Below are 17,066 nucleotides of genomic sequence, written 5' to 3'. Positions count from 1 at the left end.
CGTGTCCAAGCGCGCGGGGCCTGCCGGAGGGAACAAGGCGATGAGCCGGACACCGATGGCAGAGTGAACTCCAAGGAGTTCGCAAACGGCGGCGCGTCGACAGCGCCGCGACGAAACTTTCAAAACGGTTTGCCGCATTGTGCGGCTCAACCGACGCTGGTGGTGAAGATGTCGGATACTTCGCACGGTGGAGCGCCGGTCCTTTTGGACGTTGGCACCATCCCAAAAACACCGATATCGCTTGTTCCCTGGCGTACCTATCAATGGCCGGCGTTGTTGCGCCGGCCAGGCGGTGGTGAAGATGTCTGTTACTTCGTGGTAAGGCGCTTCGGTGCCGAGCGGGTTCGAGGCCCGCACGCCGAAAGGCGGTTCGCCCGCAGGGGCAGCAACAGCATCGCTTGTTCCCCGCCAACCCCCTCCACGCCCGTGGTGAAGATCGCTGTTACATCGTCTGTGAAACGAGAGGTCGCGGGTTCGAATCCCGCCCGGCGTCATGTGCGCCGGTAGCTCAGCGGTAGAGCGCTTCCCGATCGGCAGGGTAAGCTGCCGGCTGGGGTCTCAGCAATCGCATGTTCCCGGGTCGTGGTCTTCGATCGTTGGCATGATCGCCGCGCAAGCGCTCCGCGTTTGTCACGAGGCCGTGCCGACGGCCGGTGGTGAAGAGTGCTGTTACTTCGTGATCGTAGTGTCGAGGGTTCGAATCCCTCCGGACGAAAGTCCGTAGCTCAGTGGATAGAGCATACGAAGCCCGCAAGGGCAGTACAGGCTCGTCTGTTCCCCGGCACCACTTTCCAATCCACACTCACCCAGAAAGGAGGCCATCATGGCCACGATCAACAAGATCATGCGCGCCTTCACCCGTGAGGGGGCGCGCGGCAAGCACTTCACGCCCGAGATGGAGCTGCGGCGCGCGCTGCTGAACTGCCTCCTGTGGGAGAACCAGTTCTACGAGGACGGCGTCGCGATCGCCGATCGCATCAAGGCGCTGGTGCCGAAGGTCGAGCCTGCGCGCGTGGCGGAGCTTGCCATCGCCGCCCGCGAGACCATGAAGCTGCGGCATGCGCCGTTGCTCGTGGTCCGCGAGATGGCGCGGCACGCGACGCACCGCACGCTGGTCGCCGACACGTTGGCTCGCGTGATCCAGCGGCCGGACGAGATGACCGAGCTGCTTGCGATCTACTGGGCGGAAGCGCTCGGCCCGCAGCAGCAGCGCAAGCGTCAGCCTGTCTCGGCGCAGATCAAGAAGGGGCTGGCGCGGGCGCTCACCAGGTTCGACGCCTACCAGCTCGCGAAGTACGATCGCGACGGCGCGGTGCGGATCAAGGACGTGCTGTTCCTGGTTCACGCCAAGCCGAAGGACGCCGCACAGGAGAAGGTGTGGAAGCAGCTCGTCGACGGCGAGCTGGCCTCGCCCGACACCTGGGAGGTCTCGCTTTCGTCCGGCAAGGACAAGCGTGAGACCTTCGAGCGGCTGATCGCCGAGAACAGGCTCGGCGGGCTGGCGCTGCTGCGCAACCTGCGCCTGATGCAGAAGGCGGAGGTGCCGCGCCGGACCATTGCGGACGCGATCGAGGCGATGCGGACGGATCGTATCCTGCCCTACCGCTTCATCACGGCGGCGCGTTATGCGCCGGACTTCGAGCCCGAGCTCGAGGCCGCGATGCTGAAGTCGGTCAAGGACTACGCGCGGCTGGACGGCCGCACGCGGCTCCTGATCGACGTGTCGGGATCGATGTTCACGCCGCTCTCGGCCCAGTCTGAAATGACGCGGGCGGAAGCGGCCTGCGGACTTGCGATCCTCGCCCGCGAGGTCTGCGACGAGGTGGAGATCTTCACGTTCAGCAATGAGGTCGTGAAGCTGCCGCCGCGCCGTGGTTTCGCGCTGCGCGATGCGATCATCGGCTCGCAGCCGCATGGCGGGACGTATCTCGGCAAGGCGGTGACGGAGATCGACCGCAAGGGCGATCGCCTGGTCGTCTTCACCGACGAGCAGAGCCACGACCAGGTGCCCGCGCCCAAGGGGCGCGGATACATGGTCAACGTGGCGTCCTACCAGCACGGCGTCGGACACGGCGCGTGGACGCGGGTCGACGGCTTCTCGGAGGCCGTGATCGCCTGGATCGCAGCGTCGGAAGCGACGGCACACTGACGTCTGCATCAACAACAACGGGCCCGGACGCACGATGCGCGCCCGGGCTCAATTTCTTCGGCGCGATCGCCGCGAAAGACCGCGAGCGTCCGCCGCCTCACCACCGCGCGCGCGGTCCCGCCTCAATCCTCGATCTCGCCGCTGCGGATCGCGAGCCGGATGGCCTGCGCCGTCGTCGCGACGCCCAGGCGCAGCCGGGCATGCCGCAAATGGTTCTCGACCGTGCGTTCCGACAGCCCGAGCGAGGCCGCGATATCGGCCTGACCCCGGCCGGCGGCGATCCAGCGCAACACCTCGCGCTCGCGCGGCGACAGGCTCGACGCGCCGTTCGCCTCGCGTGCTTCCAACAGCCGGCGCGCGGCCCGAAAGGCCGCGGTGCCGATCATCGTCAGGGCCACTCGCGCCCGCGCCGACGCGTCGATCCGCGTTCCGGCAAAGCTCATCGCACCTTCAAGGCCGCTGCGCCCGAACATCGGGACCTGCAATCCGTGGAAACCGGGCCCGCGCGGCGCCCGCACCACGCGGTATTTCTCGCCACGCGCCGACATCACCTTGGTCCAGAAAAACGCCTCATCCACATTGAGGAAATTGCGCGTGACCGGACAATGCCGGACATAGGTCTCGGCATCGACCGTCACGCCCTTGCCGAACCAGTCGCCCTCGACCCAGTAGATCCTGTCGACCAGGTCCTCGCGCGAGGGGGATGCCGAGAACATCACGAAGCGGTCGTAGCCGAGCGGCACGCTCGCCGACCGCACAGCCGCCTGGGTCGCGGACAAGCTGCCGCTGCCTTCGATCGCAACCACGGCTTCAATGTAGTGGTCCATGCGGATGCCATCGTATCCCGGGAAACCCCGTCGAGCGCGACGCTGCCCGTTGAGGACTTTCCCTCAAGCCAGGTGGACCTGCAAGGCGCGCAACGTTGTCCGGCCGCTGGCGGCGTGGCGGGCTCGCCGCGCCGCCTCGAGCCGGGCCGATGGCTTCAACGCCCGCCAAGCGTGTCGAGCAAAGCCTTGGCGGCCGCTTTGCCGACATTGTTGGCGGCGAAGGGACTGTCTCCGGTGATCAGCTTGCGATCCTGATGCGTCTTGCCGGTGATGTCCTTGTTCAGGATCTCGACGCCGAGCGCCTGCAGCTCCTCGCCAAAGGCCCAGGTCAACGCACCTGGCATGTAGCCGATGTCGGGCGTCGTCCGATCGATCGCATCGGGGAATGCCCAGATCTTGTAACCCTTGAAGGGATAATCGCCCTTGGCTTCATCGACCGCGGACGCCAGCAGCGCCGCCGGGCCATGGCAAAGCGAGACGATATGCTTGTCGTGGTCGAGCGCCCATTTCAGGACCGCCTTGACGTCGAGGCTTTCGGGAAGACCGATCAGCGCACCATGGCCGCCGGGAATGAACACCGCGATGTAATCGGAATCCTTGCCGAGCTTGTTTTCGATCACGTCGGAGAGTTTCAGCGGCTGCTTCAGCCTGCCGAGATACTTCTGGTAGATGCTCTTGACCGCGTCGTCCTGGTTCGGAAACGCCCAGAGCTCAAACTTGACCGGATTACCCGACACGGTGGCGATGTCGAATTCGAAGCCGGCCTTGTCGAGGTGATACATCGGCAACAAGGTTTCGACCGGATGGTTGCCGGTCGAGAACATCGTGCCGTTCTGCAACAGCAGATAGCGCTCGTCCGCGGCGATCATCAGGATTTTCCAGCGGCCGCCCTTGTAGGCGTTGGGATAGTCCGCGCCGGAGAGATCCGACTTGGCCGAGGTGAATTGCCCAAGTGAATAAGGCGATGGAAAGAAGGCGTTGTTCTCCGCCGGATCGGCTACGGGACGCTTGTCCTGGGATTGCTCGGTCATCGAGATATCCTCTCTCATCGTGTTGCGGTCCGGCAAAGGTAAGCACGCCGCGCGCAATCGCGAATGAGGGATTTCCCTCAATGCGTCACGGGCTGGTAAGAATTTGACGCCAGTCCGGCGCAGCATGAGGGAACCCATCACGACGTCGAGAGGCCCCGCGCCTGCTGCCCGCCATTTCGCTGCGGTTCATCTCCGCGGACCGATAGTGCGCGGGACCCTTCCCGGTCTCGCAAGGAGCCGTGCACCATGCCGATCAGCCGCCGGCGAGCGCTGACGCTTGCCTCGTTTTTCATGGCGGGCCCGCTGCTCGGCACCGAAGGCCGCGCCGAACCGGCGCCCGCCGCCGGGGCCGCGACCTTCGACATGGCCACCTTCACAGCTACCTCCGGCGGCGATGCCGACGCGGCCTTTGCCAAGGCGCTGGCCGCCGTCACCAAGGCAGCGGCTGATGCGAGCAAGGCGGGGCCGGTGCACATCGTCCTCAATCTGGAGAAGAACGCCAGCTACCGGATCAAGCGACCGCTCGCGTTCCGGCAATTGCACGGCTTCGAGCTCAACGGCAATGGCGCGCAGCTGATCAACACGGCGCGCAGCGGGACCTTCGTGATCTCCGGCTGCAACCGCCTCACCATCCGCGATCTCACCATTGATTACGATCCGCTGCCCTTCACCCAGGGAACGATCACCGCCTTCGACAAGCAAGCAGTCGACATCACGGTGAAGGTCGACCCCGGCTATCCCGATGATGCGGCACTGCTGGCCGCCTTCACCGATGGCTTCTTCAAGGTGATGGATCGCCGCAACCGGGCGCTGAAGACCGGCGCCAGGGATTTCCTTTCCCCGGCCCATGCCACGCGGCTCAGCGACGGCCAGATCAAGGTGCATCTGCGGTGGGGCGCGAACGATCGTTTCCCGAGCCAGCTGCCGATCGCAGCCGGTGACGTGGTCACCATTGCAAACAGCGGCGCGCACGCCATCGCCGTGGACTCCAGCGTCGCCACCAGCCTGATCGACCTGAAGCTGTTGGCTTCGCCAGGCATGGGCATGATCGAGAACGGCGGCGAAGGCTCGATGATGCTGCAAAAGGTCTCGGTCGTTCCGGGACCCCGGCCGAAGGGCGCGACGACCGACCGCCTGATCTCAACCAATTCCGACGGTTTGCATTTCACCGCGGTCGCGCGCGGTCCGACCATGGAGGACTGCAGTTTCGCCAACACCTCCGACGACGCCGTCAACGTGCATGGCTTCTACTACTACGTCGTGGCGAAGACCGCGCCACGACGGTTTCTGCTCAGCCCGAAATGGGACGTCGGCCTTGCGGCCGGCGACGATGTCGAGAGCTGCGACCATGCAACGTTTCGCTCGCTCGGACGCGGCAAGGTCGAGCAATTGACCAAGCGCCATGCGCCGGAGCTGAAGGCCAAGATCGCCCAAATCTGGAAAGGCAGGAGCCCGACCACCCAGCCGGACCTGATCTACGATGTGGTGCTGCAGCAGGACCTGCCGCTCAAGACCGGCGATGCCATCACCTCGCTGACGCACATCGGATCCGGCGCCACCGTGCTGCGCTGCAATTTCCATGCCTGCGGCCGCGTGCTGATGAAGGCGCCGAACGCCATCGTCGAGAATTGCCAGTTCACGTTCTCGACCGGGGTCGCTCTACAGGCTGGCAGCGACATCGGCTTCTGGTCGGAGTCCGGATTTGCCGAGAACCTCGTGTTCCGCAACAACCGCTTCAGCCACTGCGTCAACGGCGCCAATGAGCTGACCAGCGGCAGCGGCACGCTCGGCACCATCTATGTCGGCATGGTGCCGCCGGAAGGCGCCAAGGGATTTCAGGACAATTTCCAGAACCGGCGCGTCATCATCGAAGGCAATCACATCGACGATTCCTACATCTACGCGATCTTCGTCAGCAATGCCGACGGCGTCAAAATCGCCGGCAACATAATCGGTCAGACATTTCTGCGCGGCGGCGCGTTCGGGGCCGGCGACTTCTTCCACGTCAAGCCCGCCAGCGCGATCTTCGTCGGCCGCGCCAGAAACGTCGAGATCAGCAACAACGTCGCCGCGCACGGCCGGATCGCGACCAATGCCGTCGCGATCGATCCCAGCTGCGACAAGCGCACGGTGCATCTCGCCGGCAACAGGCTGGCCTGAGCGAGCACAACGCTGCTCAGGGCGTCATGCCGAGAGCCCGCCACATCGCGCGGATGATCCGGAACGAGCGGGCGTCGCCGACGAGGCCGCGCTGCATCCGGTTCATCGCATAGGCGAACGTCATTCGGGCATCGGTGTCGACGAGCACGAACGACCCGCCGCCGCCCGACCAGAACAGCGTGTTGGGATTCGGCGGCACCAGGCTGAGGATCGGGCTCGGCAGACCGAAACCGAGGCCGAAGCGGACGGAGATGCCGCGCATCACGAGGTCCGGGCCGTCGATCTGTACCTCCAGCGCCTTGCGGCAGCCGGCCTCCGACATGATCCGCCGGCCCTTGGCTGTGCCGCCGGTCGCGAGGATGGTTTGGATGGCCGCGATCGATCGCGCGTTGCCGTGACCGTTCACCGCCGGGATCTCGGCGCCGCGCCAGGCGCGGGTGCGGGTCGACGGCACGTCGGTGCGGGTGTCGCTGAACGTAATCTTCTGGATGGTCGTCATCTCGATATCGGTCGCAGCCGCCGACGGCAGGAACGGCACCAGATCGGCGACGCGATGGTCTTCCGATGCCGGCAGACCGATCCAGAAATCCGCATTCAAGGGAGCCGCAATTTCTTCGCGAAACACCGTGCCGAGCGTCTTGCCGGTAATGCGACGAACGACTTCTCCGATCAGGAAACCGAAGCTGTAGACGTGATAGCCGGACGCGGTGCCCGGCTCCCACAGCGGCACTTGGGCGGCAAGCGTCGAAGTCGCCTTGCCCCAGTCATAAAAATCCTCGCCGCTGATTGCCGGATGCCAGCCCGAGAGGCCGGCCGAGTGGCTCATCAGCTGCGCCACGGGGATAGCGGCCTTGCCGCCGGCTGCGAATTCCGGCCAGTAGCGCGCCACGGGTGCCGCGAAGTCGAGCGCGCCGCGGTCGGCGAGCCACAACGCGGTCAGCGCGGTCATGGTCTTGGTGATCGAATAGACGTTGACGATGGTGTCGCGCGTCCAGGGCCGCAGCTCGGCCTCATCTGCAAAGCCGCCCCACAGATCGACCACGGTCTCGCCCTCGATCGTGGCGCAGAACGATGCGCCGAGCTCCTCCCCGTCGGCGAAATTGGCCTCGAACGCCTCGCGCGCCGCCGAAAATCGCTCGTCGGCAAATCCATCTGATATCGCAACTGCCATGGCTGTGCTCCCCGCTCCGTCCCCACGCTTTGAGGGAGGCGGGACATACGCGGTGAGAGGCGCGGCTGACAATTCTTGAACTGAACTGTTTCGTCCCCATTTATCTGAGGAGAGACCTTCCCCTTCAGTCCAGGGCTACCCCTGCTTCTGCACCACCGTGATGTGCAGACGGCGGCAGATCTCCATGCCCTGACGGCGGTATAGCGCAATCGCCGAGGCGTTGCCGGTGAAGACGTGCAGGAACGGAAGTTCGCCGCGCGCCACGATCTGGCGGCCGACCGCCGACAGCAGCGCCTGCGCATAGCCGCGGCCGCGATGGTCGGGATGCACGCAGACCGCGGTCATCTCGGTATAGTTCCCCGGCTTCATCCGTTCCCCGGTCATCGCGACCAGCTCGCCGCCAACGCGGATGCCGAAAAAGTTGCCGAGCTCATGCGTCCGCGCGCTGAACGGACCGGGTTTTGTCATGTCCGTCAGCGCCATCATCGCGGGAACGTCGGCAGCGCCGAGCCTGACGATCTCGACGCCTGGCAGAGAAAACTCCGCCGGTGTGCCGATCATCTGCTCACCGGTCTCGGCCAGCAGCACCTTGAACTCCGGCGGCACCGGGACAGGATCGGGCGTGAACAGCACCGCGATATCAGGTCCCGACAGCAGCGCGCCGAGCGCGGCAAAGCTCTCGGGCGACATATCGGCCATGTCGGCGAAGGGGGCGATCGCGACCGGAAAGCGCCGGGCCTCGGCGCCGCCTTCCGCAAGGTCGCGTTGCCGCGTGGTCAGCGCGCTCCAGATTGGGCGATCAAGCGGATGGATCGGCGGGACTTCGGACATGCGGCGCTTCGCTCCTGATTTTCCTCGAACAGAGCAAGAAGCGCCGATAAAATCCAGCGTGGCGTGATGTCGTTGCGGCTCGCAATCACGCCAGCAGGATATCTTCGCCGTGCCGAACCGATCCCTAAGCCACCTTCAGGCAGAGCTCGGTACCGCCCTTGAGCGGCAGCGTGATCGACACGAAGCCGTTTTTGGGATCGCGCACGAACTCCAGGAAATCCGCCTCGGCATTGTCGTTCATGACATAGCCGCCGACGCGAAGCTGCGGGGCGACGATCTCGATCACCTGCCGCGCCAGCGTCGGTCTCTTGTCGCCCGGCCAGCCGTCGATCAGGATGAAGTCGACGGGACCGCCGAGATCGCGCAGCGTCTGGCGCGCGCATCGCCCTCGCGGATCTCGGCGTAGTGGGCAAGGCCGGCCTCGGCAAGATTGCGTTTCGCGGTTGCGACCTTGGCCGGCACGATCTCCGAGCCGATCACGGTGCCGCCGCCGTTGTCGCGCATCGCGGCGGCGAAATACAGCGTCGACATTCCGACCGAGGTCGCGAACTCCGCGACGCGTTTGGCGCGCAGGCCGCGGCACAGCAGATAGATCAGCTCGCCCCGCTCCGGGTGGATCGAGAATCCCTGCTCGGCATAGTCGTTCGGATCGCGGCTGCCGCTCTGCATCGGATTGCCCCTCACGGGCGTCCGGCGCGTGGCCTGCAGGCGCGCGATGACGGCGGCAATGCGGGCATCAGTAATCGCGCTGTGCGGTTCAGCGTTGTACATGAAGGGTCTCCCTTGCGATTGTGTCATTGCTGCAGGATTTCGGCAGCAGCACGGTCGAGGATCTTCGCGATGCGGCGCGCCTCGGCGGCATCGCAGCCGCGCTTCTGGCGCAGCGCGCTCTTCAGGGCGTGGCGGGCGCGGTGGACATCGTCGGACGCTCCGCTATCCAGATCGCTGACGCCGGCGAAGGCTTCGCGCACCTCCTCCATGCGGCCGCCGATCCGCGACAGTGCTTCGAGAATGGTGTCTGCGGTGGCGCGGTTCTCGGCGAGATGCGCCTTGCCCTGCTCGGTGATGCTGTAGAGCTTGCGCGCCGCGTCCTGGGTGACGCTGGCATGGCCGATCTCCTCGAGGAAGGTCAGCGCCGGATAGATCACGCCCGGGCTCGGACTGTAGAAGCCGTCCGACCGCTCCTCGATCTTCTTGATCAGCTCATAGCCGTGCGCCGGCTGCTCGCCGAGCAGCGCCAGGATCACGAGTTGCAGATCCTGCGACGAGAGCCGCCGCGATCCCGGAAAGTCCCCGCCGCCACCCCGCCCGAAGAAGCCATGTCCGCCGCGGCCGAAGCGATGGCCGCCTCGGCCGTGCCGCCCCGTGGCGAAAAACCCAAACCGGAAGCCATCATCGTCCCGGCCCCCAAACATCGATCGTCTCATTGTTTCTTTTCCTCACTGAAAACTTATCTTACGATATATCTACAGATGTAAAGGCGACAACCCACGTTTTCGTGAGCGTCTGGGGACGAAGTGGCGGCTGGACCGGCCCGGGATTGCCGGCTCACACCGGGCCTTGCCCGCCCTCGCGCGGCTGGCCTATGGCTTTGACGCCCGCAACTCCCTCCGATTCATGCTCCCAAAAACCTTCGAAGCTCATTGCCTGCGCCTGCCCGCCGCCACCAATGTGGTGCAATGGGAAGGCACGTCGGTGTTCAAGGTCGGCGGCAAGATGTTCGCGCTGGCCGGCGGCTTCGTCGCGAGCACCGGCGGCTTCATGTTCAAGACCTCGAACATGGCCTATGAGCTTCTGATCGAGCAGGAGCTGGCGCGGCCGGCGCCGTACCTGGCGCGTGCGAAATGGGTGCAATTGATCGGCAACGACGCCCTGTCCGACACCGAGCTCAAGGCCTATCTCGACCAGGCGCATGCGCTGATCGCAGCCAAGCTGACGCGGAAATCGCGCAAGGCGCTCGGGCTCGACTGATTGGCGCGGCCCGTGATGCTGTTCAGCCGTCCAGCGGCTTGTCGGAATCGCCGGACAGCAATTTCGGAAACAACTCCTTGAAGGCGAACTTGTCTTCACCCTTGGCGCGGTGGAAGCGCAGCACGACGTCGAACCGGCTGGCGTCCCATTTGGTGGGCGGCTTGCCCCTGCTGACTGGTATCAGCGGCAGGACGTCGGCGATGATCGCCTTGTGCTCCCAGCACAGCAGCACGACGCCGTTCAGCGCCAGCAGTGCCTTGATCAGCGCCGGCTCATTGCCTTTGCTAAAGCTTTCGTTGGGCGTCGCGCCAAGACGCGCCGCCAGCGCCGAGATCGTCTCAGCGGGACGGCTGCTCGGGCCCCGGTTGGGCGTGGTGCCGGGCGTCGCGGCATAGATCGCGTCAGGCTTGGCATAGTCGCCCTTGGCGAGGTCGGTGCCAAACAACGCAGCCCATGCGCCGGCGCGTTGCCAGCCGCGCAGGACAAGCGACTCGGTATCGGACACACCGTTCGCGGTGAAGCCGGGCCCCGGCCAGCCATCATCGGGCTTTTCGGCGTGACGGATGATGAAGAGCGTGAGCGCGTCCATGGCGTCCTCTCCGGGGAAGATGTCTTGCTGGCAAGGGCAATTTCAATCCTACGCTGGCGGCATGCCCCGCTCCATGAACGGCGTCACAATTTGCGAAAACTCGAGCGGTACTGCGCCGGCGACACGCCGAGCCGCTCGGTGAACACGATGCGCATCCGGTCGGCCGAGCCGAAGCCGCAGTCGAACGCAACCGCCTTGAGCGGCCGGTCCGAGCCCTCGAGCAGGCGGCGTGCGGCGTCGACCCGCGCGCGCTCGACGAATTCATGCGGTGTGATGCCGGTCTCCTGCGCGAAGGCGCGGCCGAAATTGCGCACGCTCATGCTGACGGCCTCGGCCAGCGATTGCAGGGTGTGGCGCTCGCCGACACGCTGCATGACATGCGCCTGCGCGCGCGCGATCGGCGAGTCCTCGTCGACCGGCGCGGTGAGATAGGGGCTGAACTGCGACTGCCCGCCCTGGCGTTGCGCCACCACGACCAGCCGCTTGGCCACCGCGACCGCGACCTGCGGCCCATGACGCTCGGCGACCAGCGCGAGACCGAGATCGATTCCCGCGGTGACGCCGGCGGAGGTCATCAGTCGGCCGTCACGAATGTAGATCCGGTCGAAGATCACCTCGGCATCCGGAAAGCACGCTGCGAGATGCTGCGCGTTCTGCCAATGCGTCGTCACCTTGTGCCCGTCGAGCAGCCCTGCATGGCCGAGCGCGAAGGCGCCGGTGCAGATCGAACCGTAGAGCTCGGCGCGCGCGGGCGCCCCGCGCAGCCACTGCGTCAGCGCCGGATCCGGCTCGGCATCGGGCAATGCCGGCCCGCCGGCGACGAGCAGGATGTCGAATTTCTCGTTTGCCTCATCGAAACTGAGGTCGGCCGATATCTTCATGCCGTTCGATGCGCGCAGCGGCTCGCGGCTGGCGCCGACCAGCACCGTCTCATAGCCGTCGCCACTAGCGACAAAGCCGTTCGTCTCTGCGAACACATCGACGGGACCGGCGACATCCAGCGCCTGCACTCCTTCGTGAATCGCGATCGCCACTTTTTGAACCGCCATACCCTCTCCCTGCCCGCTGGCGCGAAACGATGTCTCGTTGGCCCGATCCGGCGGCGCACAAGCGTTGCGGGATCAGGCCAGGACGGGCGACAAACACACCACGGATCACGCCGCCAGGTGATCTGAACCCACCGCAGAGACGAGCGCCGGGGGCCCGCGTGTTTCGCACGCCACGGCATCGTCTTGCCATATCGAGGAGCGTCTTGAAATGACCGAGATCATCGCCGGCATCCATGTACCCGACAGCGCCATGGCGCGTGCCGCGACCCAGCTGGTGCGCGACACCGAGGACGACCTGCTCTACAATCACAGCCGCCGCGTGTTCTTCTGGGGCGCGCTGACCGGCAATCGCCGCAAGCTGAAGTTCGATCCCGAGCTACTCTATATCGGCGCCATGTTCCACGACATGGGCCTCACCGCCAAGCATGCGAGCCCGGACCTGCGCTTCGAGGTCGACGGCGCCAACGCAGCGCGCGACTTCCTCAAGAGCTACGGCGTCGCCGAACGCGACGTCGATGACGTCTGGGCCTCGATCGCGCTGCACACCACGCCCGGCATCCCCGAACATATGCGTCCGACCGTCGCGCTGGTCACCGCCGGCGTCGAGATGGACGTGCTCGGCATCGCCTATGACGATTTCTCGCACGAGCACCGCGACCATGTCTGCGCGCATCATCCGCGCGAGGCGAACTTCAAGGAGAACATCATCGATCATTTCGCGGCCGGCACCATCAGGAAGCCGCTGACCACCTTCGGCAACGTCAAGGCCGACGTGCTGGCGCTGAAGGACATGAACTACACACGGGTGAACTTCTGCTCGATCATCCTCGGTTCGAAATGGCCGACATGACCGCGCGCCGAATTTCAATCCGAACCGCGAAGGAGAACACCATGACCATCGCCGTCAACACCGGCTTCGCCGAGGCGGAGCGGACCAGCATCGCGGCGGCGCTCTCGACGGTGCTCGCGGACACCTACGCGCTGTACCTGAAGACGCACGGCTACCACTGGAACGTCACGGGTCCGACGTTCCATGCCCTGCATACGCTGTTCGAAGGGCAGTATCGGGAGGAATGGCAAGCGCTCGACGATATCGCCGAGCGCATCCGCGCCCTCGGCGAATTGGTGCCGCAGACCTATTCCGCATTCGCCAAGCTCACGGCGATCAAGGACGGCTATGCCAGCCTCGACTCCGAGGCGATGGTGGCCGAACTGCTGCATGACAACGAGACGGCCGTGCGGACCATCCGCGATGCATTCACCGTCGCCGAGTCCGCCGGCGATCAGGCGACGGTGGACATGCTCAACGTCCGCACCACTGCACACGAGAAGCACGCCTGGATGCTGCGCGCGACGCTCGACGTCAAATGACCGAACCGACTGAACCGCACCGGCGTGCCGGTTCAGCCGTGCGGACCGCGGTCAGGGCCTGGAGCTCGCCCAGCGGCCGCGAGCGCGAGCCTGGCAAGGTAGTGCGTCCAACCCTTGCTATGGCTCGCGCACTGTTCAGCATTGGGCAGGCCGCTATGGGTCATCCGCAACAGCGTGCCGCTGTCCTTGCCGATCAGGTCGATCTCGATCAGGCTCGATCCCGGCGGCACTTCCGCGCCGCCTTCCCAGCCGAAACTGTAGGCGAGACGATGCACCGGCACGACCTCGCGGAACGCGCCGCGCGCCGCCCGCGACAGATCGCCGGAGACACCCTTGAGCAGATAGAGCCCGCCGGGATGCAGCTCGGTCTCGGCCTCGAGCCCCATCCAGCTCACGATCTTCTGCGGATCGGTCAGGAAGGCGAACACGGTTGCGGGGGGCGCTGCGATCTGCATCTCGCGTTGAACGATGAAGGCTTCAGTCATCGATCCTCCTCCATTGACGGTGGGTCTTCAGGGATAATTCGTGACAAGGGCGGCGCATCAACCCCATGATGGGGTGATGCGATTGTCCTCGACACTGAGCTGGCTGGTCGACGCCGCGGCCGAGACCGCGAGCGCCAACCGGTTGCTGGCGGATCTGGGTCACCATCTTATCACGGATGGCCTGCCGCTTGCCGGCGGTGCGCTCACGCTCGAAGTTCCGCACCCGCTGATCGCAAGGCGCACCTGGCTGTGGCGCGCCGGCAATGGCGAGGTCATCGAGGCGCTCGGCTTCGCGCCGGAACAACCCTTTGCCATGCCCGGTATGGTCGGATCCGGCGATGCCGGCCGGCGCTGGCTCGCTGGCCTCGCACCCGGCCCGATCCACGAGGACACGATCGGAACGCGGCCGGATGGCCCGACCCTCGGCTGGATCGGGACCCGCGCCTTCACGCCGGCCGAGGCGGATCAATTGCGCGAGGCGGCGCGCTTCACGGCCGCACCGCTCGCCGCGCTCGCGGCGCGTGCGACATTGACGGCTGCGCTGGAGGCCTATCTCGGCCGGCGCAGCGCGGCGCGCGTGCTGGCATCGCCGTTGCGGCGCAACACCGGCGAAACCATCCGGGCGGCGCTGCTGTTTGCCGATCTGCGCGGCTTCACCGCGCTCTCCGAAAGCCATCCGCCTGCCGAGGTGATCGCGGCTCTCGACGCTTGGTTCGACCGCATCGCCGGCGCGATCCACGCCTTCGGCGGCGAGGTGTTGAAATTCATCGGCGACGGGTTGCTCGCGATCTTTCCGGTCACCACCAGCGCGCGCAGCGCATGCGAGGCGGCATTGCGCGCGGTGTCGGCGGCCCGCGTCGGCATGACGCATCTCGATACCGAGCGGCGCAAGCACGGCCTTCCGCCACTGCCGTTCGGCGTGGCGCTGCATCTCGGTGAGGTGCATTGGGGCAATATCGGCGCCGCCGACCGCCTCGACTTCACCGCGATCGGCGCCGCGGTCAATCTGGTCAGCCGGCTGGAAGGCCTGTGCAAGCCGCTGGAGCAGACTGTGCTGGTCTCGGGCGCGCTCGCCGCCGAGACCGAGACGCCGCTGGTCGCGCTCGGCACCCATGAGCTGCGCGGCATCGCGCGGCCCTGCGCGGTCTTCACGCTGCCGGAGGGATGAGCCGGTCATCGGAACAGGCGCAACCACGGCGCCAGATGAAACGCGCTCATCAGCGCGTACATCGGAACCATCCCCTGCAACGAGAACGGTCCCTGCATGGCGCCACAGATCATGTCGGCAGGCGCCAGCGCCGCTACCAGCGCCATCACGGCGAAGGTCGGCGCCGCCGCCAGCGACAGCCAGCGCGCGAACATGGCACCGCGGCCACTGATGCGGCCTTTCAACCAATCCTCATGTGTCTCGATTCCGGTCATCATTCGATCTCTCTGGAGATGATCCATGTCGTCATGTGCTAGGTTAGGAGCGGGCCTCGGAGGGCGAGAGTGACAAGTGTGTCGGGATTCGAATGGACTCGCTGATTACCGCTGCGGCGCGCGCGCTCGCGGCGGGTGATCCCCTCGGCGCACTGAAACGGGTGGCCCTGCGCGACGATGCGCCGGCGCTGGCGCTGCGCGGCATCGCGATGGCCCGGCTCGGCGATTTCACCCGCGCCAAGGAGCTGTTGCGGCGCGCGGGCCGCGCCTTCGGTCCGCGTGAAGCCATCGCGCGTGCGCGCTGCGTGGTCGCCGAAGCGGAGATCGCGCTGGTGTCGCGCGACCTGTCCTTTCCCAGCAAGAGCCTCGCCGCGGCGCGCGCGACGCTCGCGGCGCGCGGCGACGCGCTCAACGCAGCATACGCCGGCTATCTCGAAATCCGCCGCCTGCTCTTGATCGGGAGCCTCGATGCGGCCGAGCGCATGCTTGATGACCTCGACCCGGCGCCCTTCCCGCCGGCGCTGCGGGTCGGACATGAACTGGTCGTCGCCGGGATCGCGATGCGGCGGCTGCGGACCAAGCCGGCCCGCGAGGCGCTGGAACGGGCAAGGGATGCCGCGCGTCGCGCCGGCATCGCCGAGCTTGCCGCCGAGGTCGAAAGCACCGCGAACCTGCTCGCCACACCGGCAGCGCGCCTGATCGCGCGCGGCCAGGAGCGGCCGCTGCTGCTTGCGGAGGTCGAGGCCCTGATGGGATCGAAGGCGCTCGTCGTCGACGCCTGCCGCTACGTGGTGCGCGATAGCGGCACCACAGTCTCGCTGACGCGGCGGCCGGTGCTGTTCGCGCTCGCCCGCGCGCTCGGCGAAGCCTGGCCGCAGGACGTGTCGCGCGGCACGCTGATCGCGCGCGCGTTTCGCGGCAAGCACGCCGATGAATCGCACCGTGCACGGCTGCGGGTCGAGATCGGACGGCTGCGCCGGGCGCTCCGGCCACTCGCCGATCTCAGCGCGACGCCTGACGGCTTTGTGCTGGAGCCGCATGGCCGCAGCGACGTCACCGTGCTGGCGCTGCCGGTCGAGGAGGAACACGCGGCGGTGCTCGCCTTCCTCGCCGACGGCGAGGCCTGGTCGAGCTCAGCGCTCTCGGTGGCGCTGGGGGCGAGCCAGCGCACCGTGCAGCGTGCGCTCGACGCGCTGGCCGCCACCGGCAAGGTGCAGTCGGTCGGCCGCGCCCGCGCCCGGCGCTGGATGACGCCCCCGGTGCCGGGATTCACGACGACGTTGTTACTCCCTGCCCCGCTGCCGAACGGCTAGAATCAGGCAGCAATCACAGGAGCGCCGTATGAAGAAGTCCGAGGCCGAGATCATCCGGGAATATGCCTTCGAGGGCGTCGAGAGCGTGGGCGGCGTCAGCTTCGACGGCGAGCAAGTCTGGTTCGCGGCCGGTGGCCGGCTGGTCGCCTTCGATCCCGACAGCGGCAACACCACCCGCACCCTCGACATCGCGGCCCATGCCGGTACCGCCTTCGATGGCAAGCACCTCTATCAGATCGCCGAGGACTGCATCCTGAAGATCGAGCCGAACAGCGGACGCGTGGTGTCGACGATCCCCTCACCCGGCGGCGGCCGCGACTCAGGTCTTGCCTGGGCGGAAGGCTCGCTGTGGGTCGGCCAGTATCGCGACCGCACCATCGTTCAGGTCGATCCCGAAACCGGCAAGGTTTTGCGCACCATCGAAAGCAACCGGTTCGTCACCGGCGTCTCCTGGGTCGATGGCGAACTCTGGCACGGCACCTGGGAAGAGGATCAGAGCGACGTCCGCCGTATCGATCCGCAGAGCGGCGAGGTGATGGAACGGCTCGAGATGCCGCAGGGCGTGTTCGTCTCCGGGCTCGAGTCCGACGGCAAGGACCGGTTCTTCTGCGGCAGCGGCTCGACCAACAACAAGGTGCGCGCGATCCGGCGGCCGAAGCGCAGCCGCGCGTGAAGCAGACGGCTTCACGCGCGCACC

19 protein-coding genes and 1 tRNA gene are annotated in these 17,066 nt (G+C 66.3%); 9 read left to right on the top strand and 11 right to left on the bottom strand.

The annotated features are described in order from the left end of the window. Window positions 1-420: 420 nt before the first annotated feature. Both ACVIGA_RS39110 and ACVIGA_RS39105 read left to right on the top strand, forming a co-directional pair. Window positions 421-493: transfer RNA gene (locus ACVIGA_RS39110), tRNA-Ser, on the top strand. Window positions 494-823: 330 nt separating this feature from the next. Continuing rightward, window positions 824-2,149, top strand: a complete 1,326-nt coding sequence (locus ACVIGA_RS39105; protein ID WP_456670232.1) for a TROVE domain-containing protein — start codon at window positions 824-826, stop codon at window positions 2,147-2,149. A 122-nt stretch (window positions 2,150-2,271) separates the two neighbouring features. Here the strand turns inward: ACVIGA_RS39105 and ACVIGA_RS39100 are convergent, their stop codons facing one another. Beyond that, complete coding sequence (locus ACVIGA_RS39100) at window positions 2,272-2,976, bottom strand: PA1136 family autoinducer-binding transcriptional regulator (RefSeq protein ID WP_456670231.1); 705 nt, start codon at window positions 2,974-2,976, stop codon at window positions 2,272-2,274. Between the two features lie 155 nt (window positions 2,977-3,131). Beyond that, on the bottom strand, window positions 3,132-4,007 hold the full coding sequence (gene hchA, locus ACVIGA_RS39095) for a glyoxalase III HchA (protein ID WP_456670230.1): 876 nt from the start codon (window positions 4,005-4,007) through the stop codon (window positions 3,132-3,134). Window positions 4,008-4,253: 246 nt separating this feature from the next. Between hchA and ACVIGA_RS39090 the strand changes: the two genes are divergently transcribed. Next, window positions 4,254-6,167: a right-handed parallel beta-helix repeat-containing protein gene (locus ACVIGA_RS39090; protein WP_456670229.1), complete on the top strand. Its 1,914-nt coding sequence runs from the start codon at window positions 4,254-4,256 to the stop codon at window positions 6,165-6,167. A gap of 16 nt (window positions 6,168-6,183) precedes the next feature. Here ACVIGA_RS39090 and ACVIGA_RS39085 read toward each other — a convergent pair whose 3' ends face one another. The 5 genes from ACVIGA_RS39085 to ACVIGA_RS39065 form a co-directional block, all read right to left on the bottom strand. Continuing rightward, entirely contained in the window at window positions 6,184-7,338 is a 1,155-nt protein-coding gene (locus tag ACVIGA_RS39085) for a serine hydrolase domain-containing protein (protein ID WP_456670228.1), read from the bottom strand. 135 nt (window positions 7,339-7,473) lie between these two features. Then, window positions 7,474-8,169: a GNAT family N-acetyltransferase gene (locus ACVIGA_RS39080; RefSeq protein ID WP_456670227.1), complete on the bottom strand. Its 696-nt coding sequence runs from the start codon at window positions 8,167-8,169 to the stop codon at window positions 7,474-7,476. Between the two features lie 124 nt (window positions 8,170-8,293). Beyond that, window positions 8,294-8,455: a hypothetical protein gene (locus ACVIGA_RS39075; protein ID WP_456670226.1), complete on the bottom strand. Its 162-nt coding sequence runs from the start codon at window positions 8,453-8,455 to the stop codon at window positions 8,294-8,296. A gap of 44 nt (window positions 8,456-8,499) precedes the next feature. Next, on the bottom strand, window positions 8,500-8,940 hold the full coding sequence (locus ACVIGA_RS39070; protein WP_456670225.1) for an O-methyltransferase: 441 nt from the start codon (window positions 8,938-8,940) through the stop codon (window positions 8,500-8,502). A 23-nt stretch (window positions 8,941-8,963) separates the two neighbouring features. Beyond that, window positions 8,964-9,584, bottom strand: a complete 621-nt coding sequence (locus tag ACVIGA_RS39065) for a PadR family transcriptional regulator (RefSeq protein WP_456670986.1) — start codon at window positions 9,582-9,584, stop codon at window positions 8,964-8,966. A gap of 202 nt (window positions 9,585-9,786) precedes the next feature. Here ACVIGA_RS39065 and ACVIGA_RS39060 point away from each other — a divergent pair, with 202 nt between their 5' ends. Beyond that, window positions 9,787-10,140, top strand: a complete 354-nt coding sequence (locus ACVIGA_RS39060) for an MmcQ/YjbR family DNA-binding protein (protein ID WP_456670224.1) — start codon at window positions 9,787-9,789, stop codon at window positions 10,138-10,140. 22 nt (window positions 10,141-10,162) lie between these two features. Here ACVIGA_RS39060 and ACVIGA_RS39055 read toward each other — a convergent pair whose 3' ends face one another. Further along, complete coding sequence (locus ACVIGA_RS39055) at window positions 10,163-10,729, bottom strand: histidine phosphatase family protein (protein ID WP_456670223.1); 567 nt, start codon at window positions 10,727-10,729, stop codon at window positions 10,163-10,165. Window positions 10,730-10,812: 83 nt separating this feature from the next. Continuing rightward, window positions 10,813-11,778 (bottom strand): GlxA family transcriptional regulator, encoded by a 966-nt coding sequence (locus ACVIGA_RS39050; RefSeq protein ID WP_456670222.1) that lies wholly within the window; start codon window positions 11,776-11,778, stop codon window positions 10,813-10,815. 208 nt (window positions 11,779-11,986) lie between these two features. On the opposite strand from ACVIGA_RS39050, the gene ACVIGA_RS39045 reads away from it, so the two are divergent. Continuing rightward, entirely contained in the window at window positions 11,987-12,628 is a 642-nt protein-coding gene (locus ACVIGA_RS39045) for an HD domain-containing protein (protein ID WP_456670221.1), read from the top strand. 41 nt (window positions 12,629-12,669) lie between these two features. Next, on the top strand, window positions 12,670-13,149 hold the full coding sequence (locus tag ACVIGA_RS39040; protein ID WP_456670220.1) for a Dps family protein: 480 nt from the start codon (window positions 12,670-12,672) through the stop codon (window positions 13,147-13,149). Between the two features lie 32 nt (window positions 13,150-13,181). On the opposite strand, the gene ACVIGA_RS39035 is transcribed toward ACVIGA_RS39040, so the two are convergent. Further along, window positions 13,182-13,634, bottom strand: a complete 453-nt coding sequence (locus tag ACVIGA_RS39035) for an SRPBCC family protein (protein ID WP_456670219.1) — start codon at window positions 13,632-13,634, stop codon at window positions 13,182-13,184. A gap of 76 nt (window positions 13,635-13,710) precedes the next feature. Here ACVIGA_RS39035 and ACVIGA_RS39030 point away from each other — a divergent pair, with 76 nt between their 5' ends. Further along, complete coding sequence (locus ACVIGA_RS39030) at window positions 13,711-14,802, top strand: adenylate/guanylate cyclase domain-containing protein (RefSeq protein WP_456670218.1); 1,092 nt, start codon at window positions 13,711-13,713, stop codon at window positions 14,800-14,802. 5 nt (window positions 14,803-14,807) lie between these two features. Here ACVIGA_RS39030 and ACVIGA_RS39025 read toward each other — a convergent pair whose 3' ends face one another. After that, on the bottom strand, window positions 14,808-14,996 hold the full coding sequence (locus tag ACVIGA_RS39025; RefSeq protein ID WP_456670985.1) for a hypothetical protein: 189 nt from the start codon (window positions 14,994-14,996) through the stop codon (window positions 14,808-14,810). Window positions 14,997-15,148: 152 nt separating this feature from the next. Here ACVIGA_RS39025 and ACVIGA_RS39020 point away from each other — a divergent pair, with 152 nt between their 5' ends. Together ACVIGA_RS39020 and ACVIGA_RS39015 are read left to right on the top strand one after the other, a co-directional pair. After that, entirely contained in the window at window positions 15,149-16,369 is a 1,221-nt protein-coding gene (locus ACVIGA_RS39020; protein ID WP_456670217.1) for a helix-turn-helix domain-containing protein, read from the top strand. A 28-nt stretch (window positions 16,370-16,397) separates the two neighbouring features. Continuing rightward, entirely contained in the window at window positions 16,398-17,042 is a 645-nt protein-coding gene (locus ACVIGA_RS39015) for a Vgb family protein (RefSeq protein WP_456670216.1), read from the top strand. Window positions 17,043-17,066: the final 24 nt, after the last annotated feature.

The organism is Bradyrhizobium sp. USDA 3240 (assembly GCF_054063295.1).
Note: the sequence above shows the minus strand (reverse complement) of the source record. Positions and strands in the feature narration are given on the sequence as shown.